Genomic DNA, 22,693 nt, shown 5'->3' on the forward strand with positions numbered 1-22,693 from the left:
CGTCAGATGCCCCCTCTGCGAGACGTTCCTGCCTCAGAAAGTCTCCAATGCTGGCGGAGCCAATGCGGCAGCGGGCGATCAAGCGGTCGAACGAGACAACGCGCCGCTACGGCTGCGCTCGGTGTGCAGGAGTGTCAGGATGGTCTGCCGGTTCGGAGCAAATGACCTGGTCGCCGATGGCGCCAAACCGAAGATCGTCGATTTCTTCAAAAAGCTTTTTCGACTGCATCGTGGGCGGCGATGAATTGCTCGCCGACCAGTGGCTGATCGCAAGCCTCAAGCTGCCAAGCGACGCTCCTCGTCCTCGGCTTCGTTCCCCGGCTCTCCAACCGCTTTGGTCAGGAAGAGGTCAAGCGCAGCTCGACGAGAATCACGATCCAATGCGTAGGCCGTCTGTTTGAATTCGATCCCCTCGAGTAGCCCTTGGATGTAACCGGAGATCGTGTCGGCGGCCATGATGAGCGCAGTGTCGAGCGTGTGAATGTATTTGCTCGTCACCGAGCCCTTGGAGTGGCCGACGAGCGCCGCGATGGTCACCTCGGTGAAACCGAGATCGTTGGCGATGCTGGCAAAGCTGTGACGCAGGACATGCGGGGTGACGCCGGCGAGCGGACTGTCGCTGAAAATCTGTTCCCAATGGTTCGGGAAGCTGCCGAACGCATGGTCCTCGCCCTGACCTGGGAAGACATAGGTGCCCGCTGCGGTCTTGCGCCGTTCCTCCAGATACTCGACGACGGGCAATCCGATTGGACGAATGGACTCACCTTCCTTGCTGTCCACCAGGCGCATGCAGCTCGCGTCGGTGTCAGCTTCGATCCACATTAGCGAGATCATTTCCGAGCGGCGGCAGCCGGTGAGCGCGATCTGCCGGATGATGTCCACGGTCATGGCGTATTTTTCGTTCGCCGCGGCATCGCGAAGCATTTGCCCGAGGGTGCGATACTCCGCCTCGGTCAGCCTACGATTCCGAACATTGTCCTTGGGCTTCTTGATGCCGTGCGCCGGATTGACCTCTATAATCCCAGCATCGACAGCGTAGGTGAGGATTCCGCCCAATAGGCCGACGGTGCGCGTGGCGGTGCCCGCGCCACCACGAACAATGGCCTTTCCTCGCAGCTTTTTCGTCTTGACGGCGACGCGCGTCTTGCCGGCCATGATGTCCTTCAAGACCTTGTTGATGTCGGCCTTGGTGAGATCCTTGACCCGGCGCGCGCCGATCAGCGGGATGATGTGCCGCTCGATACGGCCAGTGTCGGTGACGATGGTGGTGGGCTTTTTCGGTCGCCCGCCCTTACCCAGAATGAGGCCCGCGTTCAGATCAGCGGTATAGAGGGCGCAAAGCTCCTTGACCGTGATGGCCTTGTGATCGAGCTGACGTTCTTCGGAAGGGTTGTCGCCGCGCGCGACGCGCCCGAGTTGGACCTTCGCTTCTTGCCGGGCTGTCTCCGGCGTCCACACGCCATGCAGGCCGATGGTGTAGCGTCGCGTGCGTCCAACAGCGCGATATTGGATGAGGTAGCTGCGCTTGCCGGAGGCGAACACGCGGAGGCCGAAACCGGGCAGTTCGTCGTCCCAGATAAAATAGTCCTTCTCGCGAACATCGGCAGCGTCCACGATCCGCTTGGTCAGCTTTGCCATGAGGTGTTCCCCTCGCTAGTGAGGGGCTGCTTCCGCGGAAGCACCACGGAAGCAACCGGATGGATATCGGAGCGAAATTCTGGATAGACAGTTCGGCGCGGAAATACGAATTGTCTAGTATCTTCAGTTACATATCGCATTGTAGCGTGCCCTGTCGTGCATTTAGGATAGGCAGGCTAAATTGCTCCGAAGGCAAAGGTCACACGTTCGAATCGTGTCGGGTGCGCCAGATTTTCTTTGTCTGACATCGCGTTAATCGGCCTCCGAACCGAAATTCGGCTTTGTCTCATTCGTAGCAAGTAAGCGACTGGTGAGATGGTCCTCGAATGCGATGTCCCGCGGCCTGCTCGCCACGGGGCCTCCTCAGGCGGAGCGTGGCATGTCGCAACGATGCGCAGCAGGCCAAGACATGAAGAGATTCATCTGCGAGCAGAATGTCGCGCATTTCAGTAAGTTATTGAAGGACGCGAGGGATTCTACCCAGAAGACGACGCTCGAGCGGCTTCTGGCCAGAGAGAATCGCGAACTGGCGATGCTGGACGCCGCACAGGTCGGCGCCGACGTCGCGTCGGTCGCGCGCCAACCCAGACGGTCGGTAGATGCATCGAGGATCCGGGAGCAGTTTCTGTCGGACTTCGACCATTCGCTCTACCCGTACCTGCTGCTCGATCCGGGTCCGGGCCTCTTGATCGTCGACGTCAACGCCGCTTACGCGACGGCGACCCTCACACAGCGGAACGACATCCTGGGGCGGTCGCTGTTCGACGTCTTTCCGGACAATCCGGACCATCCCTTTGCGGACGGGGTAAGCAATCTCTACAATTCACTGAAGACCGTCGCGAAGACCGGGCGCCCCCACGCCATGTCCGTCCAGCGCTACGACATCAAGGGTCCGGCCGGAGACTTCGTGGAACGCTACTGGCAACCGATCAACACGCCGATCCACGACACCGACGGACGACTCGTGTTCCTGTTGCATCACGTCGAGGGCGTGAGCGATCAGGTGACGCGCCCAAGTTCGATGGTGTCGCAGTTTGGAAGTTGAGGCTCCCGCCCGGACCTTTGATGTCGCTCAATGCGGTAATGGTCCCCGTCGTAAAGAATTTGCAATGTCACCGCCGAACCGCCCGATGAGGGTGCCGACCGCTCGACAGAGGCGGCTGAGGAGTTGACGGGAGCCCCGGCAATCGTGTCCGGGGCTCCAATCTGCGACGATGGTTTGGCAACCTTGGGAATGTACCATCATTGATCTGGTGTTCTGCCGACGACTGCCGGGCAGTGCGCAGGTCGGCTTGACGGTTGGTGCTATTTCGCTCTCGAAGCGGGCGGTTCGGATGTCGATCGCCGACGCCGAGACATACGCGTTCTATCGTGCGCGGAATCTCGTCAAGCGAGACGATCGAGGATAGCTCGAACGACTCTTACGGGAGATTTGTTGGTGCCCCGCAACTTCGATGCCATCGTGATCGGATCCGGACTCGGCGGCTTGACTGCGGCGGCGCTGTTCGCCCGCGCCGGACACAAGGTTTTAGTGCTAGAGCGCAATGAAAGTTTTGGCGGCGCCGCCACGGTCTATCGTCACGGCGCGTTGGCCATCGAAGCGTCGCTGCACGAGATCGACGGTCTCGACGTCAGCGATCCCAAGGCACCGATTCTTCGCGCGCTTGGGCTTTCCAGTGATATTCCGTTCGTCGATGTCGGCGACCTGCATGAGGTGCGTAGCCCGCTATTCGACAAACCGTTCGTGATGCCGCACGGGTTCGAAGCAGCACTTGCCGCGTGCAAGGCGCATTTTCCGGAAGCCTCCGGGGGCATTGAGCAATATTTCGATCGTATCCATGCAGTCCGGCAAGCCGTGGCCACGATGAGCGAACACCAGGATGATCGCAGCTGGTGGCTCTGGAACGCGCCGACCTTGCCGTGGCGGCTGTGGCCTCTGATTCGCGACCGCCACGGCACGGTCAGCGAAGTGTTCGGTCGGCTGTTTGGTGACAACGAGGCAGTCAAGCTCGCAGTGGCGTCCAACCTCGGATACTACACGGACAATCCCGACACGATGCCGTTCATCCATTTCGCCGTTCCGCAGGCGTCGTATCTCGCCGGGGGCGGCCACTATATTCGCGGCGGCTCGCAGGTGCTGAGCGACCGGCTGGTCGCCATCATTCGAGAAGCCGGCGGCGAGGTCGAGGCCGGCCGCGAGGTCGAGACTATCCTGCTGGACGGCAACCGCGCCAGCGGGGTGCGGCACCGCGGGCGCAAGACCGGCGACGTTGGAGAAGAGCTGGCGCCGATCGTTTTCGGCAACGCGGCGCCCACAGTGCTGGCTACGATGCTGCCCGAGGACAGGCGCGCCAACTTCCTGTTGCGGTACCAGGGCCGGCGTCCGTCAATCTCGCTATGGACCATGTCGCTCGGGCTGAAACGGCATTCGCACGACTTCGGGGTGGCGCACTACTCAACCAGCGTCCTGCCAGCGTGGCTCACGACGCTGTCAGGATTTCGCGACGCCGCCGCCATTCTGGGCGAGGAGTCGGAAAACCGAATCACGCCGTATGGCTTCGTCGCCTACGATCAGATCGATTCCGGATTGAATTTCGATGGCCCTTATCTTGCAGCGGTGGTCGGCCTCGATCGGGTTCAGAACTGGGCAGGTCTCACGCCCGAGGCGAAGCGTGCGCGCAAGGATCGCTGGATGGATCGCATCATCGCCGATCTCGACCGGCAATTTCCCGGTATTGCCGCAACCATCGTCCATCGCGAGATGTCGACATCGGAGACATTCCAGCAATACCTCAATACCCCCGGCGGTTCGCTCTACGGCTTTGCTCCAGAATCGCGCGGATTCATGCCTTCGGCCGTCACCGCGATCGACGGGCTGTACCTAGCCTCGGCCTTCACCGGCGGCGGCGGCTTCACCGGCGCAATTCTCGGCGGTGGCTGGGCCGCTCGCGCTGCAACGCGAGTGGACACGAGTACCTGAAAATCCTCCTCAACAACGCTTTGTTTGTCGTACTCCATCCGGTCAATGACCGATCTTTTCAAGACTGATCGATTTTTTTCGTTTGATCTGCTTCGTCGAAGGGAGCGTCAAGCCGCTTCACTGTCGACTCGACGGGTCCACCCCGACACATGCGCCAGTTCTCGATCTCTGTGAGGTAAGTGTCGCTGGGGTATTCTTCGAAATTTACTTGGCACGCTTTCGCGCCTCGGCGCCCGGCACGGTCCGTGTCTCTCGGACGATCTTGCCGGTGGCTCGGCTCTTCATCTCATTTGCAAGATCGCGCGGCGTCCTCATCGATGGTATTCAAGCGGAGCCTCGGCTTAAGCGGCAATCTCCGACGAAATACGACAGTTTCATGAATGATGTAGCGCAATAACACTGCCGCAAACGCGAGGCATACAGGCGTCATCGAATTTCAGTCGGTGAACCATGAAGTCTCAAATTGTCGAACAGCTCGGCCAAGCCGACATTCTGTTACCGTCCTTCATTGCGGATGCGCTCGCAGCCAATGACTGCATCAAGGTCCGCATGAGCGCCCTCCAGGCCGCGGCCCACCGCGCCTTCCAGCCAGACCATCCGGCTTCAGACTTGCAGGTTGAATGCCGCGCGGCCGGAATTGCGCCAGCCGCGATCGCAGCACTGATCGATGGAGCACACACCGTCGGCGAAGGACGCATCGTTGCGCCCAACCTCGCCAAATTGATGAAGGACATCCTTGACGACGTAGCGGCGATGATTCGTGCCGTGAAGGCCGGCGATCCGCCAGCGGGCGAAACCATGAGCGCGCGCCTTTCGGCAATCCAGACCTCAGGCTTGTTGGAAGCTTCGAACGAAATCGAAGCATCCCGGATCGCCAAGCTGACCGGGGTGACGGAAGATGACAGCGACAGCCTACATCGCCTGGTGATGGATCTGCACAAGGTGCTCAATCGGTTGGCAGCAGGTTGCGCTGAAGAGATCGTCGCAGGCGCTCACGTCTTCGGCTTGCGCCCGGACGACCATCAATCCGTGGAAAGCTTCATGCGGGGGCTCGAGGAGACCCGAGAGCTAAAATTCGATCATCCAGGTCTTGATACGATGGCGACGCGATCTGGCGACCGGTTGCTGATTCAGAACGATATCGGGACCACCGATGCTCATGTAGTGGTCATCACCGTCAAGGATGACGCGGTCACTGTCACCTACACCGACGTGCACCGGGCGCGCGCCAAATTCTTTGTCGGCCTGTTTGAGGAATTCCCTGCCCAATGGAGCGGTCTCGATCGTCATTCGGCTGATGGCCTCAGCGATGATGGAAACTTCTATCTCGTAACCGGGCAATATCAGGCGGCAACTGCCAAAGAGCGCGATGCGTTTCTCGCCGCCACCGGCGCGGCGCTGGTGTTCTTGATCGACTGGAACAAGGCCCGCAAACTGCTGCGCAACTGGGTTGCCAAGAATGACGCGGTTGGCATTCTCGGCTGGGCCGCGCGACAGCGGGTCGGACATCGGGCATTCTTGGAACTTGGCGGCGGCGAACTGATCGGCGCCGCCGTGCGAAATGCAGCGCCGACGCGGATTGGTTTCGGCGAACGTCTGGATCAGGCACTTGGACGCGACGCCGCGGTCGATTTTCTCAAGACCACGCTGCGCGCCTCGACCGACGGGTTAAGCGCGGGGCGATCCGTTCGGCTGGTCCGCGATCAAATTGAAGCCGATCTGGTCAGGCATCTGGAGCGTGTCGACAGCGCGCTGCTTGCTATCGTCGTGCGACAGGCGGGATTGGCTCACGACATCGCCGCCGCTCTCGTCCACCATGTCGCCGCCCTGCAGGCCGGCCGCCCGGCTGACGGCAAGCTCCTTGCGGCCCGTGCCGGCCGTATCGAGCAAAAGGCCGATCGAATCGCGATTGAAGCCCGCAACGAAGTGACACGCCTCAACGCTGATCCGACCGTCGAGCAACTGATCGACCGCATCGAGGAAGCCATTGATGAGTTGGAACAGGCCGCCTTCATCGCCTCGCTGGTGCCGCCCGGACTAGCTCCAGAGCTGCTGCTGGCACTTGCCGGGTTGTGCAAGGTCGCCCTATCCGGTGCCGAGGCCGCGGCCTCGGGCATGGCTGCCGCCACCGATGTTCCGGAGGGACGCCGCGCCGACGCCGAGGACGCGCTGGCCACCGTCGTTCGTCTCATTGAGGCCGAGCACGCCGCGGATTCGTGCGAGCGCAATGTCACTGCACGAGTATTCGCCGGCGGCTTCGACTTGGCGATATCGCTGTCGGTTCTTGAGCTGGCCCGCGCTATCGAGCGCGCAACTGACCGGCTGGCTGGATTCGGCCATCTGCTGCGGCGCCATGTCATGACAAATTTATCAGCTTAGGAAGGACTAACCGATGCATATCGTGCGTATCGGCGATGGATCGACAGAGCGGCATTCGGCCGACGCAATCGGTGCCAAGGCTGCCAATCTAACGCGGATGGCGGCCCTCGGTTTGCCCGTTCCGCCAGCCTTCGTACTTCCGGTCAAGCTGTGCGCCGCCATCATCGATGGCGACGCCCACGCGGAACGCCACCTGCGCGACGGATTGAAGGAAGGTATCGAGTTCCTGGAACGCGCGACCGGAAAACGTTTCGGCGACCGCCGGCACCCGCTTCTGGTGTCGGTGCGGTCGGGAGCTGCACGATCGATGCCGGGCATGCTCGATACGGTACTCGACGTCGGCTGTACCTCGGACGCTGTGCATGGTCTGATCCGGACCACCGGCCGCCCGCGGCTGGCGTGGGACTGCCGGCGGCGTTTTCTCGAAAGCTACGCGGAGACGGTGCTGGGTTTCGATCCTGCGCCATTCGCAGCGCGCCTTGCCGAACTGACCGCCCGTGAAACTGCTTCCGGCCTCCGTGAACTCGATAGCGAGGCGCTCGAGCGTCTGGCCACCGACGAACAGGCGTTGATCGAAGACCTGGATGACGGCTGGCTCGAGGATGCGACGGCGCAACTCGACGGCGCGGCCAGGGCCGTCTATCGATCATGGACGAGCGAGCGGGCGCAAACCTATCGTCGCCTCGAGAAGCTCGAGGATCTTCGCGGCACCGCCGTCACGGTTCAGGCCATGGTATTCGGCAATGGCGGACTTACGTCCGGAGCCGGCGTCGCGTTCTCTCGCGATCCCTCTACCGGGCTGCCGCGCCCCATGATCGACCTCGTCCTCGACGCACAGGGCGAGGACGTCGTCTCGGGCCGACGAACGCCTGACACCGAAGAGACGATCGCCCGCCTGCTGCCTGCGATCGAGACCGAACTCGGCGATATTCTCAAGCGGCTCGAGCGGGAATTCGGCGACGTGCAGGATATCGAATTCACCATCGAAGACGGACGACTCTGGATTCTTCAGACGCGGTCTGCAAAGCGGACGCCGCGCGCGGCACTTAGAATCGCTATCGATTTCGTGCACGAGAAGCTCATCACGCCTCGCGAGGCGCTGCAGCGGATTGATGGAATAGACCTCGACGCCGTGACCGAAACCGAGTTGGCCGTAACCGGAGATCCGCTGATAACCGGGATCGGCGCATCTGGCGGCATCGCCATTGGCCGAGCCGCATTCGACTCCGAAAGCGCACTGCGATTGACCTCCTCTGGTGAGCCGGCAATTTTGCTGCGCCCCGATACGAGTACCGCTGACGTCGCGGGCTTTGCCGTCGCGGCAGGGATCGTGACCGCGGTCGGCGCCCGCACTGCTCACGCCGCGCTGGTGGCGCGCCAATTGGGAAAACCCTGCATCGTCGGCTGCAACGGCATGACGATCGAGGCGGCGGCCGATCGCGCCCACCTTGCAGGAACAACGATCTCGGGCGGCGACTGGATTTCCATCGATGGAGACAGCGGCCGCATCTATCAAGGGCGACGTGAAATCTGCGTGACACGGCCAGAGGCCGAACTCGCCGAAATAGAGCAATGGCGCGCCGAGCATCATGCGCACGGCCACGGCAAACCGAAACCAACCCATAAACAAGACGCTGAAATGAGCCCGACATGAACGCCCAGACAGGAACCGCACTACTTCACGGCGATGCGATCGAGACTGTCTCAAGTCTGGTCATCCCGCCAGTCGAACGCGCGGCAGACCGAGCCTCACTCACGCGCGAAGCCTTTCGCGATCTCGACCGAGCGACGGCCGCCGCCATGGCGCGCATCACCGGCGGGCTATCGCCGGCGGCCCTCTGGCTGGCCTATTCCGATTGGGCGATGCATCTTGGCGCTGCCCCCGGCAAGCAATTGGAGTTGGCGCTTGATCTGTGGCAGGACTGGACGCGGCTTTTCGGCGAAGCGATGCAGCCGGCAGCGGACCATCAGTCCGAGAGATCGCTTCAAGACGACCGATTTCGTGGCGATGCCTGGCAACAATTTCCTTACCGGCTCTGGTACGAGAATTTTCTCCTGACCGAACAATGGTGGCGGAAGGCCACGCGTGACGTCGCAGGCGTCTCACCGCATCATGCGGATGTGGTGACCTTCGCGGCCCGTCAGTGGCTCGATATGTTCTCGCCGTCGAACCTGCCGTGGACCAATCCCGAAGTCGCACAGGAGACATTCCGCACGGGAGGCCGGAATCTGCTCGCCGGATTCGTCAACTGGAGCGACGATGTCCGCCGTGTTCTCGCCAAACGGCCGCCTGCAGGCACGGAGGCGTTCAAGGTCGGCAAGAATCTCGCCACGACACCCGGCCAGGTGGTCTTTCGCAATCATCTGATCGAATTGATCCAGTATGCACCCGCCACCGCGACGGTGCATCCGGAGCCGGTGCTGATCGTGCCGGCATGGATCATGAAATACTACATTCTCGATCTTTCGCCCAAGAACTCGCTGATCGGCTATCTGGTCAGCCAAGGCCACACCGTATTCTGCATTTCCTGGCGCAACGTCACGGCGGATGACAGAGACGTTTCTCTTGAGGACTACCGCCGGCTCGGAGTCATGGCGGCACTCGACACAATTGCGTCCATCGTCCCCGGCAAGCAGGTGCATGCAGCGGGCTACTGCCTCGGAGGTACTTTGCTGGCACTTGCCGGTGCCGCCATGGCCGAAACGAGGGACCACCGCCTCAAGACAATGACTCTGCTGGCGGCCCAAACGGACTTCAGCGAGCCCGGTGAGTTGGATCTCTTCATCGACGACAGCCAGGTCTCCTTTCTCGAAAGCATGATGTGGAAGAACGGTACATTGGACGCCACGCAGATGGCAGGCGCCTTTCAGCTTCTGAATTCAAATGACCTGATCTGGTCTCGCCTGATCCGCGAATATCTGATGGGCGCGCGTGCGCCGATGATCGACCTGATGGCCTGGAACGCGGACACGACGCGAATGCCGTTTCGCATGCATTCTGACTATCTGCGCAAGCTCTTCCTCGGCAACGATCTCGCCTCTGGCCGCTATGTGGTCGACGGCCATGCGATCGCCATCCAGAATATCCGCGTGCCAATCTTCGCCGTCGGCACCGAGCGCGATCACGTCGCTCCATGGCATTCGGTCTACAAAATTCACTACTTCTCCGACACCGAAGTTACCTTCACGTTGACGAGCGGTGGTCACAATGCGGGCATCGTCACCGAGCCCGGTCATCCGCACCGACATTTCCGGATCGCGTCCAAGGCTGCGACCGATCCCTGCCTGAGCGCCGACGAATGGGTCGCTGCCACGCCCACACAGCAGGGATCGTGGTGGCCCGCCTGGACAGCCTGGCTGGCCGGGCGTTCCAGCTCGCCAAAGATTTCGCCACCTGCGATGGGGATAGGGATTGGTTCTACGCCACAGACCGACGCTCCCGGCACCTACGTGTTGCAACCATGAACATCATCTCCGCGACCGGCACACTGCTGGTGAACCGCACCTTTGACGAGCTTGCCATCGGCGAGACAGCCTCGCTGGTACGCCTCGTCAAACCTGATGACATCAAACTATTCGCCGCGATGTCGGGTGACGTCAATCCGGCCCATCTCGACGCGCAGTATGCGTCAAGCGATATTTTCGGCCACGTGATCATTCACGGCATGTGGACCGGCGCGCTGATTTCAACCCTGCTCGGCACCGAGCTGCCCGGGCCTGGCACGATCTATCTCGGTCAGGATCTCCACTTTCGGAAACCCGTTGCCCCGGGCGACACCATCACCGCTAGCGTCACGGTCCAGGAAAAGCGCCCGGAGAAACGGATTGTCCTGTTCGACACCCGTTGTACGAACCAGCGAGGCGAAGAGGTCCTGACCGGAACGGCGACCGTGATCGCCCCCACTGAAAAGGTGTCGCTGCCCCGCACTGCGCTGCCCGAGGTCGCGTTGCGCCGACACGATCGTTTCGAGCGCTTCCTGCAGGAGGCGCGCGACCTGCCACCGCTGCTGACGGCCATCGTCCACCCCTGCAACGGCGAAGCCATTCAGGCGGCGATCGAAGCTCGCGACGAGGGTCTCATCACCCCTGTGCTGGTCGGCCCGGACCACAAGATCCATGCGGCCGCCGAGCAGGCCGGGCTCTCGATTTCTGGGCTCCAACTGGTAGCGACCGAACATAGCCACGCCGCAGCCGCGCGTGCCGTCGAAATGGCGGCAACAGGTGAAGTCGAAGCCCTCATGAAAGGCAGCCTGCACACCGATGAACTGCTGGGCGCTGTCATCGCCACGCAATCACGGCTGCGAACCGAGCGGCGTATCAGTCACGTCTATGTCCTTGACGTCCCCACCTATCCCAAACCCCTGATCATCACCGACGCGGCCATCAACATCGCCCCGACGCTCGAACAGAAGCGCGACATCTGTCAGAATGCGATCGATCTCCTGCATGTTCTCGGCATCGCCAAACCACTGGTCGCGGTCCTTGCCGCCGTCGAGACCGTCAATCCGGCGATGCAGGCAACGCTGGACGCCGCGGCATTGACCGCGATGGCCGCGCGGGGCCAGATCAATGGCGCTGCGGTCGACGGACCCCTGGCGTTCGACAACGCCATCAGCTTCAACGCGGCTCGCATCAAGGAAATCATCTCTCCCGTGGCGGGACAAGCCGACATCCTTGTTGTTCCGGATCTCGAAGCCGGCAACATGCTGGCCAAGCAACTGATCTATCTTGCCGGCGCAGATGCGGCGGGCCTCGTGCTCGGCGCCCGCGTGCCGATCATCCTGACGAGCCGCTCCGACTCGCAGAGGGTTCGGTTGGCTTCGGCAGCCCTCGCCAAGCTCGCATCCGCACGCCGCAAGTCCGGGTTATCGACGCCATGAACGGTGAAATTCTGCTGACCTTCAACCCGGGCTCCTCGACCATCAAGCTCGGTCTGTTTGCGATCGAGGCGAACAGGCCGTGTCGCCTCGGCAGCGGGATTATCGATCTGCGACACAGGCCTCTGGCGCTTCACGTCATTGAAGGGATCGTGGCGACCGACATTTCGCTGAAGGCAACTGTGACGGATGACCTGCATGAGGTGATCGACGAAACGCTCAGCTGGCTGAGAAGGCATTTCTCGGTAAATACCCTTGCTGCCGTCGGACATCGTGTCGTCCATGGTGGCGACCGGTTTGCCGGCCCCGAGGCGATCTCCGACGCCATGCTAGATGCGGTCGAAGCCCTCGTGCCGCTTGCGCCACTGCACCAACCGCAAAGCATCCGCCTGATCCGCGCCGTCCGCCATCTGCGTCCGGGCCTGCCGCAGATCGCATCGTTTGATACGGCGTTCCATCGCAGCCAGAGCGACCTCGTGCGCCGCTTCGCTTTGCCCCGCACACTGTTCGATCAGGGCGTGAAACGCTACGGCTTCCATGGCCTGTCCTATAGATTCATCGCCGGGCAATTGCAGCAGATCGCGCCGGATGTTGCCAGCGGCCGCGTCGTCGCGGCGCATCTGGGTAGCGGAGCGAGCCTTTGCGCTCTGGAGGCCGGTATCAGTCGTGACACCAGCATGGGATTCTCGACGCTCGACGGCATTCCGATGGCGACGCGTTGCGGCGCGCTTGATCCCGGTGTCCTGATCCATCTGGTGAAGCAACGCGGACTATCGATCGATGCGATCGAGGACATGCTCTATCATCGTTCGGGTCTGCTTGGCACATCCGGCATCAGCGCCGACAGCCGCGACCTGATCGCTAGCGACGCTCCGGAAGCCCAAGAGGCGTTGGATCTCTTCACCTTGCGCATCGCACGTGAGATCGCGGCACTCGCCACAACGCTACGCGGGCTCGATGGCATCGTCTTCACCGGGGGTATCGGCGAGCATCAGCCGCAGATCCGTAACGCCATCTGCCGTCATCTTGCCTGGCTCGGGGTCGCGGTCGACGATTCCGCAAATTCGGACAATGCGACGCGGATCGACGGCTCCAGAAGCAAGATCGCCGTTCTTGTCATCCCGACTGATGAAGAGCAGATCATCGCAGACGAGACCTGCTCGATCCTCGCAGCAAAGGAACCCATCGGATGACGCCTATGGTGGATCTGACCGGAAAACGCGGCCTCGTTGTCGGCATCGCCAACGAGAGCAGCATCGCTTATGGCTGCGCACGCGCATTCCGCGCCGCGGGGGCTACCCTCGCCGTGACTTATCTCAATGCCAAAGCGGAGCCTTACGTGCGGCCGCTCGCGGAAGCGCTCAACACATCCATCATTGTGCCCTGCGACGTTCGTATCACCGGCGAACTGGAAGCGGTGTTCGACCGGATCACCAGGGAGTGGGGGCGGCTCGATTTCCTGTTTCACTCGATCGCTTTTGCGCCACGCGACGACCTCCACACCAGCCTTGTCAACTGCTCCGCGGAAGGCTTCGCCATGGCGATGGATGTGTCATGCCATTCCTTCATCCGTATGGCCAGGCTTGCCGCCCCCTTGATGACGGCAGGCGGCAGTCTGCAAACCGTGAGCTTCTTTGGGGCGGATCGGGTCGTGGATCATTACAATCTGATGGGACCGGTGAAAGCGGCACTCGAATCCACCGTTCGCACACTCGCCGCCGACCTCGCAACCCGCAACATTCGCGTGCATGCGCTGTCGACAGGTCCTGTCAAAACGCGCGCGGCGTCCGGCATCGACCGGTTCGACGAACTGCTCGACCGCGTGCGCGAGCGCACCCCCGCCAACCAGCTTGTGACGATCGACCAAATCGGTGCCGTGGCAGTATTCCTTGCCAGCGAAGCCGGTGCACCACTAACAGGCTCCGTTACTTTTGCCGATCAGGGCTTCCACGTCATTGCATGAGCGTGGTTCCGGGCGGGAACGCCGCGTCCTCGTCGCCTCAGCGGAGAGACTTCTCCGCGCACCGATAGCGCTCCTACGGCTCGCGGACGCTCGCATTATGACACAACGATGACAGATCGAAGATAGAGATCATGACGCGACTGATGCAAATAGTCGTTGGGGTCGTTCAAGCAGCGCTCGTTTGATGTTGATCAAGACAGTGAAACCTTCGCGGAGGTAATTCGAAGCCATCATCCAAGCGGGAGCGCCATAACATGATCGTCGCGGACCTGAGGCCATCAACCCTCATTGACGCCCATCTAGGCGCGGCGTTTGCGCTCTCCGAAGCTTTCATGCTGTCCGAGTCACCGCTCGAAACGATCAGCGTTCGCAACGTCAACTTCTATTACGAGCACGGAAAACAGGCACTGAAGAATGTCTCGATGCCGGTCTATTCGGGACACGCCACCGCGCTGATCGGACCGTCAGGCTGTGGCAAGTCAACCCTTCTTCGCATTTTCAACCGCACCTACAGCCTCTATCCCGGGCAGCGCGCGGAAGGTGAAGTCTTGTTCGACGGCCAGAACATCCTGACGCAAAAGCATGATCTAAGCCAGCTGAGGGCCCGAATTGGTATGGTCTTTCAGCAACCGACGGCCTTCCCGATGACCATCTATGAAAACATTGCGTTTGGCATTCGATTGCACAGGCGGATTTCGCGAGCAGATCTCGACGTCGAGATCGAGTGCGCGCTTCGTCGCGCTGCGCTATGGGACGAGGTGAAGGATAATCTCCATCGCAGTGGCACCAGCCTTTCGGGTGGGCAGCAGCAACGTCTCAGCATCGCGCGCACCCTGGCGCTGCGTCCAGAGGTCTTGCTTCTCGACGAGCCGTGCTCGGCCATCGACCCGATCTCCTCGGCAAAGATCGAGGATACGATCCTCGAACTCAAGCGGGAACACGCGATCGTCATCGTGACCCACAACTTGCAGCAAGCAGCGCGGGTTTCAGACTATGCCGGCTTCATGTTCCTCGGTGAACTGATCGAGTTCGGCACCACCTGCGAGATCTTCAGGACGCCGCGCGATCCGCGGACCGAGCGCTTCATTGCCGGGCGCTTCGGCTAGGACAAACTGACGTGTAGCCCGATCAGACGCTCCTTCCGCGATGATCAAATCAACTCATCGCCTCTGGCGCAGCTGATCCAACCCAAATGATAATGGATGTTCGGCCATGACAAAGATGATGAAGGCTGCAGTGGTGCACAAGTTCGGGCAACTGCTGAAGATAGAGAATGTGCCCGTGCCTGTGCCGGGCCGGGGAGAGATCCTGGTCAAGGTGATGGCATGCGGCGTGTGCCACACGGATCTCCACGCCGCCGAAGGCGACTGGCCGGTAAAGCCCGCACTGCCGTTCATCCCGGGCCATGAGGTCGCCGGCGTCGTGGCTGCCCTTGGCCCGGGCGTGACCGATTTCAAGCCCGGCGATCCGGTCGGCGTGGCATGGCTGCATGACGCCTGCATGCGCTGCGAATACTGCGAGACCGGCTGGGAAACCGTGTGCGAGCATCAGCACAACACGGGATACAGCTGTGATGGTGGTTTCGCGGAGTACGTGATCGCTGCTGCGCCGTTTGCCGCACGGTTGCCGGTTGGCGTCGACTTTACGCAGATTGCGCCGATCCTGTGCGCCGGAGTCACAAGCTACAAAGGGCTGAAGGAAACCGAAGCACGGCCGGGCGAATGGGTCGCCATCTCCGGCATCGGCGGCCTCGGGCAGGTGGCGATCCAGTATGCCAAGGCGATGGGACTGCACGTCGCGGCGCTTGATATCGCTCCGGACAAACTCGCGCTCGCCCTGGCGGCCGGCGCCGATGTCGCGGTGGATGCACTATCGGCAGATGCGGTAGCGCAAATCCTCCAGGCCACTGACGGCGGCGCCCATGGCGTTCTGGTGACGGCCGTGTCTCCGCCCGCCTTTTCTCAAGCGTTGCAGGTGGTGCGTCGCAGGGGAACCATCAGCCTTGTCGGTCTACCACCCGGAGAGTTTCCGACTCCGATCTTCGACGTTGTCCTGAAGCGCCTCACCGTGCGCGGCTCCATTGTTGGCACCCGTCGTGACCTCGACGAGGCCGTCGCGTTTGCTGTCGAGGGCAAGGTTCGGGCCGAGATCAAGACGGCTCCTTTGACCGACATCAACACGATCTTTGCCAACCTCAAGGCCGGCAAGGTCCAAGGGCGCATGGTGCTGGACATGAGCGAGCCGGCAACGGCTTGATAGGCGACCGGTAACTCGGGCGCACCAGGATCAAAGCTTGCTTGGGAGCACCGGCTGATCGGCCAAGAGCCGCATCGTTCGAACGAGGAGAGACGTCGTGCTGCTGGCCAATACCTTGCGTCCATTCGTGAACATGTTCTCCAACCTGACCAAGGAGGCCGGCTCCATCGGCGTGGAACACTCAGCCAGCGGCGATCTGCTTGTTGCAGCAAGCCGACTTGACCCTTTCGAAGCCTGTGCAAGAGCAGGTTCTGCATTTGACGGCCTATCTGGCGTCGAGGCCGACGCGCGCTTGAAGAAATTCGGACCGAACCTCGTCGCACGTGAACGTAAGGCCTCTATTCCCGAAGAGCTCTGGAGCCGCGCGCGCAATCCATTGAACGCGCTGCTGCTGACGCTCGCGTTCGTTTCATATTTCTTGGGCGACGTCCGCGCGGCAATTGTAATCGCTGTGATGGTCGTGCTGGCGATCACGACCGCATTCATTCAGGAACACCGGTCAAACGAGGCTGCAGCCCGGTTGCGCGCCATGGTGCACACGACCGCAAGCGTCAGGCGCCGCCCGTGTCAATCGGATGATCCGTTTTCCGAGATTCCGATCGATCAAATCGTGCCAGGCGACGTGGTGCGGCTCTCCGCGGGAGACATGATACCTGCCGATCTACGCCTGCTCGAGGCCAAGGACCTGTTCATCAATCAATCTGCGTTGACCGGCGAGTCCATGCCGGCCGAGAAGCATGCCGAGGCCAGCGCGTCGATTTCTGATAACGCGTTCGAGATGCCGAATCTCTGTTTCATGGGAGCGAATGTCGTGTCCGGGTACGGCACCGGGGTGGTCTTGCAGACTGGTTCGAGGACCTTCTTCGGCCAACTTGCCCATGAGGTTGCCGGACGGCGCGTTCCGACTGCCTTCGACCAGGGCATCAATCGATTCACCTGGATGATGATCCGTTTCATCCTTGTCATGGTCCCCGCCGTCTTTCTGATCAACGGCCTGACCAAGCATGATTGGCTGCAAGCGCTGCTGTTCGCGGTGGCAGTGGCGGTCGGCCTCACACCTGAAATGCTGCCGATGATCGTCACAGTGAATCTCGCCAAGGGCGCGATTGCTATGTCGCGCAAGAAGGTGATCGTCAAGCGCCTGAACGCCATCCAGAATTTTGGTGCGATGGACGTACTGTGCACGGACAAGACCGGTACCCTGACGCAGGACCGGATAATCCTGAAGCGGCATCTCGACATCCAGGGGCAGGAATCCGAGCGCGTGCTCCAGTACGCGTTTCTCAACAGCCACTTCCAGTCGGGGCTAAGGAACCTGCTCGATGAAGCAGTTTTGGCGCATGTCGAACTCGAGCACGCCCTTAACATTGGCGGCGGCTTTTCAAAAATCGACGAGATTCCCTTCGACTTCTCGCGCCGTCGTTTATCGGTGGTGGTCGCACGCGAGGACGGCAAGCATGTCCTCATTTGCAAAGGCGCCGTTGAGGAGGTTTTCGCTGTGTGTTCGGGATACACTCTCGACGGACAAGTGAGACGCCTTGACGAACAGCATTTTGACGCCGCCCAACGGCAAACAATCGCGCTTAACTCCGATGGGTTTCGTGTTGTCGCAGTAGCCTACAAGGAGGTTGATCCGTCGAAGACCGTGTATTCGGTCGAAGATGAAGCCGATCTGACGCTTCTAGGCTACGTCGCCTTTCTCGATCCGCCAAAAGAGAGCACGCGGGAAGCAATTGCCGCGCTGGCATGCAAGGGGGTTCAGGTCAAGGTCCTTACCGGCGACAATGAAATCATCACGCGCAAGGTATGTAACGAAGTCCAACTGGACCCGGGCAAAATCCTGCTTGGCGCGAAGATCGCTCAAATGAGCGACGCTGAGCTTGCCGAAATTGTCGACCGCACGACGGTCTTTGCAAAGCTTACTCCTGCGCAAAAGGCAAGGATCGTACAGGCCCTTCACGCCAATGGACATGTGGTCGGATTCCTTGGCGATGGAATCAATGATAGCCCCGCGTTGAAGGCCGCCGATGTCGGCATTTCGGTCGACACGGCGGTCGACATCGCCAAGGAATCTGCTGACATCATCCTGCTCGAGAAGAGCCTTCTTGTCCTCCAGGAAGGCGTGACCGAGGGCCGCAAGGTTTTTGCGAACATCACGAAATACATCAAGATGGGTGCGAGCTCGAACTTCGGAAACATGTTCAGCGTACTTGGGGCAAGCATATTCCTGCCGTTCCTGCCGATGGCGCCCATTCAGGTCCTGACGAACAATCTTCTCTACGATTTTTCGCAGACAACAATTCCAACGGATAACGTCGACGAGGAGTACCTGGCGTCGCCGCGAAAATGGGATATCGGCAACATATTCAAATTCATGGTGTTCATCGGTCCTATCAGCTCGATATTTGACTACGCTACCTATGCCATGATGCTCTATGTCTTCCATGCCTGGAACAATCCGTCGTTGTTCCAGACCGGTTGGTTCGTCGAATCCCTTCTGACCCAAACCCTCATCATCCACATCATCCGAACGGCCAGGATTCCGTTCATCGAGAGCCATGCAAGCCCTGCGCTTATTGCGACCACAATAGTCATCTGCACGATCGGAATGACGTTACCCTTCACCTGGGCGGGCTCCGCGCTAGGCTTCGAGCCGCTCCCCTGGCACTACTGGCCGCTGGTCGCTACCATGCTGGTGACATACGCTATGCTCACTCATCTTGTGAAAGTGTGGTTCATTCGCAGGTGGGGGCTTTGAGAGGACCTGAGTAACAGTCCGGCTCTCGTCAACAGCGGCCATATCCGAAAGCGCTCGACGGCGAGGCAACGGCAAACAACGTCCCGATGTCCGAAGAGCGGGCAATTCGTCCAGCAATGACACGCGAAAAGGAGTAAGATTGCCAGGTCAAAGGCGCTGGGCCGCGCGAAGAGAGGTGATCGAATGAGACGACTGCGATATCCATCGGTTCGGATCCGAGCGATCCGTCGCAAGCGGACGACCCCGGGCCAATATCTGCCTGTTGTTGCCGGCATGGTCGGTCTGATTTTGTCGCCGGCAAAGGCGGCCGATGCAAATCACGGCGCAGAACTCGCAAAGCGCTGGTGCGCTTCATGTCACGTCGTCGACAGCGGACAGAAACAGGCGAGTGCGGACGTCCCACCCTTCCCTGCAATAGCAAACAAATTGGATTTCAGCGCCGAGAAGCTCGCCTTCTTTTTGCTGGATCCCCATCCGAAGATGCCCAATTTCCCGCTGAGCCGAAATGAAGCCGGCGATATCGCCGCCTATATCGGCTCGCTTCGAAAATAGCGCATCCCTGTGTCGCACGCTACCCTCTCGCCCGCGTCCGCCCGAATGATGTTTTGGACATCAACGCGCACGCCGACATGGCGCGCGAGCGAAGACAAGCCGCGGTGCCATCCGTGGGCGGCGAGTGACGAAGAGGTTGTCCGATTTGCTCGCCGCAATATCCAAATCTACGACGCGCGCGTAGTCGACCTGTACCGATGGGTCAGTGCGCGGTATCTCGTAGGTGCGGAGGAGCTGGCGGAGAGAGTGCCAGTCAATCCCTATTAGAAAGATCAAGCATTCTCGAACTTCCTAGACCAAAACTCATCGTTCGAGCTACGGCCGGGAGGGGATTTTTTTCGCAGCAGTATGCGAACAGCTTAGCACAAGCTCTCGAGCAATCTAGCAACGGCCTCTGCCCCGGGATCAGCATGTCCTTGCAGCTGTTCCGCGCTAATGTAGGTGGCTCTTCCAGCATGCGCCTTGGACATGGCGGCCGTCCGGTTCGCGCCCTCTCTTGCTGCGCGAGCTGCGTAGGCCAACCCTTGTGACAACGCATCGAGCGCGGGCAGCAGCGCATCGATCATGGTTCTGTCGCCCGGTTGCGCGCCACCCACCTCCTGCATCCTCGCCAGTCCAACCTTGAGCGCTCCATCGGGCTATGCCCGTTTGACACCGCATCCCCTGCGGCAGCGAAGAAGATCGCGAGCAGGACCCCCGAAGAGCCTCCCATGGTTTGGCTAAGCTCCTGCCCGAGTGCGCGATAGAGCTGCATGGGGTCCGACAGCGGAAGTTGATCGATGTTTTGGATCAAGTTGCGCGCTGCGCTGGCGAGCGTTGTTCCGGTATCGCCATCTCCTACCCTGGCATCGAGCGCGTTCAGATCGGCCTCGGCGGCGATCAGCGCCTTGCAACAACGGATGAGGAATTCCTCGGTTGCTGGATCGGCAGAAGGAGCCGGCCGCTGGCGCGCCAACCCATCGGGCAAGGGCACGATGCGAGGTGCCGCGAAGGGCTTGAGCCTCGGCCAGGTGCGCAGCGGCGTTTCTGCGGCCAGCAGTTTCTCGTCCACGGCGCTCAGCGAACAGAAAGGCAAAGGTCACACGTTCGAATCGTGTCGGGTGCGCCACTTCGATTTTTTGTCCGCTTCGATGTCCGGCCATGGTGCCGGCCGATCTGCCGGTTTCCAGCAGACCGGCCTCGCCTCAATGATGAGCCGACACGCTCTTCATGCATTGGGACATGAGATCGGCACCGGCAAAGTGGCCGATATCCCCCAGGCTGACCATGCCGACCATCCGTTTGCTCTTGTTGATGACAGGCAGCCTGCGGATCTTCAGCGTCTCCATGTGATGCACCGCTTTCGCCAGATCGTCGTCTTCCCGGCAGCAGTGGATGCCTTCGGTCATCACATCGCGCGCTGTGGTGCGCGCAGAGTTGAAGCTCTTGCTCGCAAGACCTTTGCAGACGAGGTCGCGATCCGTCACCATTCCGATCAGACGATCGTCTTGTCCGACCGGAATGCAGCCGACGTCGTGCCCTTGCATCAATTTTGCGATTTCAGTGATCGGGGTATCTGGGCTGACCCAATCGACGCCCCTGTGCATCACGTCCTTGACCTTCATGGAGGATCTCCTTTGCAAGGCAGCAGCCCCCTCGCGTGCAACTATACAGCAGATCGGGCATGACCGCATGTGTGCTGCGCCCTGGTCAGCGCGCAGCGACAGGTGGTCCGGCTATCACGCCCTCAGTCGTGCGTACTGAAGCGGCCGTGCAGGCAACCGGCGGTCAAGCGCGCGAATTGCGCACGACCGAGATGAAGCAACGTCTCATGATCGCCGGCTTCGATATAGATCTCGGGCTGCATCTGGATGCTGTCATCAACGATAACGTCGAGCCCATAGCAGATGCCGGCAGCGGGAACCGCCCCGTGCGCACAGTCCGCGAACAGCCGATCGATCTCGCTTTCAGCGGCCATCGCAATATCATCGCCGAAGCTCGCCCTCAGATCCGCCAGCCTGAGGTGATGCGATGCCGGCAACACGGCGAGCAGGTAGCCGCCATTGCGGCGCAATACAATGGCCTTGGCCAGGCGATCACCCGGGACGTGACATGCCTGGGCGGTCAGGGCTGACGACATCGTCAGCACATGCGGGATTTCGTCGTACGCGATGTTTTCCGCTGCGAGATATTTGTGCAGTGTGGGAGAAATGGTCATGGCGTCACCTCCGGTGCGACATGCAACCATCCACCGTGGTCCCTGCCCGCCGCACGATGAGCGGCTGCGTGGTTCTCAAGGCAAAATATAGGTCCTGGTGCAGGACACCGCAATTCGATCCCTGGAGCCGTTGGCTCTAGATTTTTGTTTTGACGCGTTTTCTTGACGCGAACCGGTATCCACTTCGCTCGAAAACGCTCTAATCTGGCCGCCGCGCCAGGTTCAAGTTCCGGGCCTTGTCCAGATTGCGGGCCTCTGCTAGCGCGGCCGCGCTCGGCAAGAGGGTCGACGCGAGGTCGGTCTCGGTGAAATCGGCGCCGGCGAGATTGGCGCCAGATAGATCGGCTCCCGCAAGGTCAGCCTTGCTGAAGTTGCAGTTCGCCAAATTGGCGTTCTGCAACTGCGCGAATTCGAGATCAGCGCGCGCGAGATTGGCGCCGCTCAGATCCGCATTCCGGAGATCGGCGGATTTGAGCACGCCACGCATCAGGCCCATCGATTGGTTGCGCATATCGGCGCTCAAATCCGCGCCCGCGAGCTTGGCCCCGATCAGGTTGGCACCGGATAGATCACCGGTGATGCGAGCGCCGCTCAAATCGGCGCCGCCAAGCTTGGCGCGCTGCATCTGCGTGCCGAGCAGCGACGCCTTGACGAGCGACGCCCCCGTCAGATCTGCGTCGATGAGCCAAGCCTGGTTCAGCACGGCCCGATCGAAGCGCGCGGCTTTCAGATTGGTCCGGTTGAGCTTGACGAGATGAAGGTTGCCGCCGGAGAAGTCGAGGCCCGAGAGATCGAGGTGCGACAGCCGCTTTCCTTCCAAATCTGCGCTGCGTCGGTCCCCCTGAGGCACGGCCTTGAGGAGCGCGTCGACCTCGGCGCGCGTCATCTCCGACGTCGTCATCTCGGGACTATCGAGGTCGACGCTGCGCAACATGTCCTGCGACGTGGCGGCAGTCGGATCAACGAGCAGCGCCGCCATCGATACAAGGGCAAATGCGAGATGAAACCGCATCGCCGTCTTTCCGCTTTTGAGGTATCGCCTCTCGCATCTTCGCGCCGGCCGCGCCGTGGAGATGCGCTTCCGGCGTTCGGA

18 protein-coding genes are annotated in these 22,693 nt (G+C 60.9%); 12 read left to right on the forward strand and 6 right to left on the reverse strand.

Annotated features, from left to right (window positions below):
- Positions 1 to 276 precede the first annotated feature (276 nt).
- Positions 277 to 1,638 carry a site-specific integrase gene (locus tag JQ573_RS21900; RefSeq protein ID WP_006023603.1) on the reverse strand — a complete coding sequence of 454 codons (1,362 nt, stop codon included), beginning with the start codon at positions 1,636 to 1,638 and terminating at the stop codon, positions 277 to 279.
- Positions 1,639 to 2,047: 409 nt separating this feature from the next.
- Here JQ573_RS21900 and JQ573_RS21905 point away from each other — a divergent pair, with 409 nt between their 5' ends.
- The 12 genes from JQ573_RS21905 to JQ573_RS21960 all read left to right on the forward strand — a co-directional run bounded on the left by JQ573_RS21905 (position 2,048) and on the right by JQ573_RS21960 (position 19,403).
- Positions 2,048 to 2,683 carry a PAS domain-containing protein gene (locus JQ573_RS21905; RefSeq protein WP_212312158.1) on the forward strand — a complete coding sequence of 212 codons (636 nt, stop codon included), beginning with the start codon at positions 2,048 to 2,050 and terminating at the stop codon, positions 2,681 to 2,683.
- A 393-nt stretch (positions 2,684 to 3,076) separates the two neighbouring features.
- Entirely contained in the window at positions 3,077 to 4,618 is a 1,542-nt protein-coding gene (locus JQ573_RS21910) for an NAD(P)/FAD-dependent oxidoreductase (protein WP_212312160.1), read from the forward strand.
- 450 nt (positions 4,619 to 5,068) lie between these two features.
- Entirely contained in the window at positions 5,069 to 6,997 is a 1,929-nt protein-coding gene (locus tag JQ573_RS21915) for a hypothetical protein (RefSeq protein WP_212312162.1), read from the forward strand.
- Positions 6,998 to 7,010: 13 nt separating this feature from the next.
- Positions 7,011 to 8,651 (forward strand): PEP/pyruvate-binding domain-containing protein, encoded by a 1,641-nt coding sequence (locus JQ573_RS21920; RefSeq protein ID WP_212312164.1) that lies wholly within the window; start codon positions 7,011 to 7,013, stop codon positions 8,649 to 8,651.
- A complete protein-coding gene (locus JQ573_RS21925; protein WP_212312172.1) occupies positions 8,648 to 10,462 on the forward strand; it encodes an alpha/beta hydrolase in 1,815 nt (604 codons plus the stop codon). Before JQ573_RS21920 ends, JQ573_RS21925 begins: the two co-directional genes overlap by 4 nt.
- Positions 10,459 to 11,877, forward strand: a complete 1,419-nt coding sequence (locus JQ573_RS21930; RefSeq protein ID WP_212312180.1) for a bifunctional enoyl-CoA hydratase/phosphate acetyltransferase — start codon at positions 10,459 to 10,461, stop codon at positions 11,875 to 11,877. Before JQ573_RS21925 ends, JQ573_RS21930 begins: the two co-directional genes overlap by 4 nt.
- Positions 11,874 to 13,067, forward strand: a complete 1,194-nt coding sequence (locus JQ573_RS21935) for an acetate/propionate family kinase (RefSeq protein WP_212312182.1) — start codon at positions 11,874 to 11,876, stop codon at positions 13,065 to 13,067. The genes JQ573_RS21930 and JQ573_RS21935 overlap by 4 nt, the downstream gene beginning before the upstream one ends.
- Positions 13,064 to 13,837, forward strand: a complete 774-nt coding sequence (fabI, locus tag JQ573_RS21940; RefSeq protein ID WP_212312184.1) for an enoyl-ACP reductase FabI — start codon at positions 13,064 to 13,066, stop codon at positions 13,835 to 13,837. The genes JQ573_RS21935 and fabI overlap by 4 nt, the downstream gene beginning before the upstream one ends.
- Before the next feature lie 332 nt (positions 13,838 to 14,169).
- Positions 14,170 to 14,943, forward strand: a complete 774-nt coding sequence (gene pstB, locus JQ573_RS21945) for a phosphate ABC transporter ATP-binding protein PstB (protein ID WP_212312950.1) — start codon at positions 14,170 to 14,172, stop codon at positions 14,941 to 14,943.
- Positions 14,944 to 15,049: 106 nt separating this feature from the next.
- A complete protein-coding gene (gene adhP, locus JQ573_RS21950) occupies positions 15,050 to 16,093 on the forward strand; it encodes an alcohol dehydrogenase AdhP (protein WP_212312191.1) in 1,044 nt (347 codons plus the stop codon).
- Between the two features lie 133 nt (positions 16,094 to 16,226).
- Positions 16,227 to 18,851, forward strand: coding sequence for a magnesium-translocating P-type ATPase (gene mgtA, locus JQ573_RS21955; RefSeq protein ID WP_212312952.1), 2,625 nt, complete (start codon positions 16,227 to 16,229; stop codon positions 18,849 to 18,851).
- 273 nt (positions 18,852 to 19,124) lie between these two features.
- The gene (locus tag JQ573_RS21960) at positions 19,125 to 19,403 is read left to right on the forward strand and encodes a cytochrome c (RefSeq protein ID WP_212312193.1); all 279 of its coding nucleotides are present in this window, start codon (positions 19,125 to 19,127) and stop codon (positions 19,401 to 19,403) included.
- Positions 19,404 to 19,762: 359 nt separating this feature from the next.
- On the opposite strand, the gene JQ573_RS40925 is transcribed toward JQ573_RS21960, so the two are convergent.
- The 5 genes from JQ573_RS40925 to JQ573_RS21980 form a co-directional block, all read right to left on the reverse strand.
- Complete coding sequence (locus JQ573_RS40925; protein WP_409334676.1) at positions 19,763 to 20,008, reverse strand: DAK2 domain-containing protein; 246 nt, start codon at positions 20,006 to 20,008, stop codon at positions 19,763 to 19,765.
- Positions 19,966 to 20,454: a DAK2 domain-containing protein gene (locus tag JQ573_RS40930; protein ID WP_409334677.1), complete on the reverse strand. Its 489-nt coding sequence runs from the start codon at positions 20,452 to 20,454 to the stop codon at positions 19,966 to 19,968. The genes JQ573_RS40925 and JQ573_RS40930 overlap by 43 nt, the downstream gene beginning before the upstream one ends.
- A gap of 133 nt (positions 20,455 to 20,587) precedes the next feature.
- Positions 20,588 to 21,007, reverse strand: a complete 420-nt coding sequence (locus tag JQ573_RS21970) for a CBS domain-containing protein (protein ID WP_212312195.1) — start codon at positions 21,005 to 21,007, stop codon at positions 20,588 to 20,590.
- A gap of 122 nt (positions 21,008 to 21,129) precedes the next feature.
- Positions 21,130 to 21,600 carry an aminoacyl-tRNA deacylase gene (locus JQ573_RS21975; protein WP_212312197.1) on the reverse strand — a complete coding sequence of 157 codons (471 nt, stop codon included), beginning with the start codon at positions 21,598 to 21,600 and terminating at the stop codon, positions 21,130 to 21,132.
- Between the two features lie 199 nt (positions 21,601 to 21,799).
- Entirely contained in the window at positions 21,800 to 22,612 is an 813-nt protein-coding gene (locus JQ573_RS21980; protein ID WP_212312198.1) for a pentapeptide repeat-containing protein, read from the reverse strand.
- Positions 22,613 to 22,693: the final 81 nt, after the last annotated feature.

Origin of the sequence: Bradyrhizobium sp. AUGA SZCCT0105 (assembly GCF_018129565.1) — a bacterium.
Taxonomy (GTDB): domain Bacteria; phylum Pseudomonadota; class Alphaproteobacteria; order Rhizobiales; family Xanthobacteraceae; genus Bradyrhizobium.

Coding starts and splice junctions, on each gene's coding strand:
- pstB (WP_212312950.1), top strand. CDS start 14,170: ATGCTGTCCGAGTCACCGCTCGAAACGATCAGCGTTCGCAACGTCAAC.
- fabI (WP_212312184.1), top strand. CDS start 13,064: ATGACGCCTATGGTGGATCTGACCGGAAAACGCGGCCTCGTTGTCGGC.
- JQ573_RS21975 (WP_212312197.1), bottom strand. CDS start 21,600: ATGACCATTTCTCCCACACTGCACAAATATCTCGCAGCGGAAAACATC.
- JQ573_RS21915 (WP_212312162.1), top strand. CDS start 5,069: ATGAAGTCTCAAATTGTCGAACAGCTCGGCCAAGCCGACATTCTGTTA.
- JQ573_RS21960 (WP_212312193.1), top strand. CDS start 19,125: ATGGTCGGTCTGATTTTGTCGCCGGCAAAGGCGGCCGATGCAAATCAC.
- adhP (WP_212312191.1), top strand. CDS start 15,050: ATGACAAAGATGATGAAGGCTGCAGTGGTGCACAAGTTCGGGCAACTG.
- JQ573_RS21925 (WP_212312172.1), top strand. CDS start 8,648: ATGAACGCCCAGACAGGAACCGCACTACTTCACGGCGATGCGATCGAG.
- JQ573_RS21930 (WP_212312180.1), top strand. CDS start 10,459: ATGAACATCATCTCCGCGACCGGCACACTGCTGGTGAACCGCACCTTT.
- JQ573_RS21980 (WP_212312198.1), bottom strand. CDS start 22,612: ATGCGGTTTCATCTCGCATTTGCCCTTGTATCGATGGCGGCGCTGCTC.
- JQ573_RS21900 (WP_006023603.1), bottom strand. CDS start 1,638: ATGGCAAAGCTGACCAAGCGGATCGTGGACGCTGCCGATGTTCGCGAG.
- JQ573_RS21920 (WP_212312164.1), top strand. CDS start 7,011: ATGCATATCGTGCGTATCGGCGATGGATCGACAGAGCGGCATTCGGCC.
- JQ573_RS21935 (WP_212312182.1), top strand. CDS start 11,874: ATGAACGGTGAAATTCTGCTGACCTTCAACCCGGGCTCCTCGACCATC.
- mgtA (WP_212312952.1), top strand. CDS start 16,227: ATGTTCTCCAACCTGACCAAGGAGGCCGGCTCCATCGGCGTGGAACAC.
- JQ573_RS21905 (WP_212312158.1), top strand. CDS start 2,048: ATGAAGAGATTCATCTGCGAGCAGAATGTCGCGCATTTCAGTAAGTTA.
- JQ573_RS21970 (WP_212312195.1), bottom strand. CDS start 21,007: ATGAAGGTCAAGGACGTGATGCACAGGGGCGTCGATTGGGTCAGCCCA.
- JQ573_RS40925 (WP_409334676.1), bottom strand. CDS start 20,008: ATGCAGGAGGTGGGTGGCGCGCAACCGGGCGACAGAACCATGATCGAT.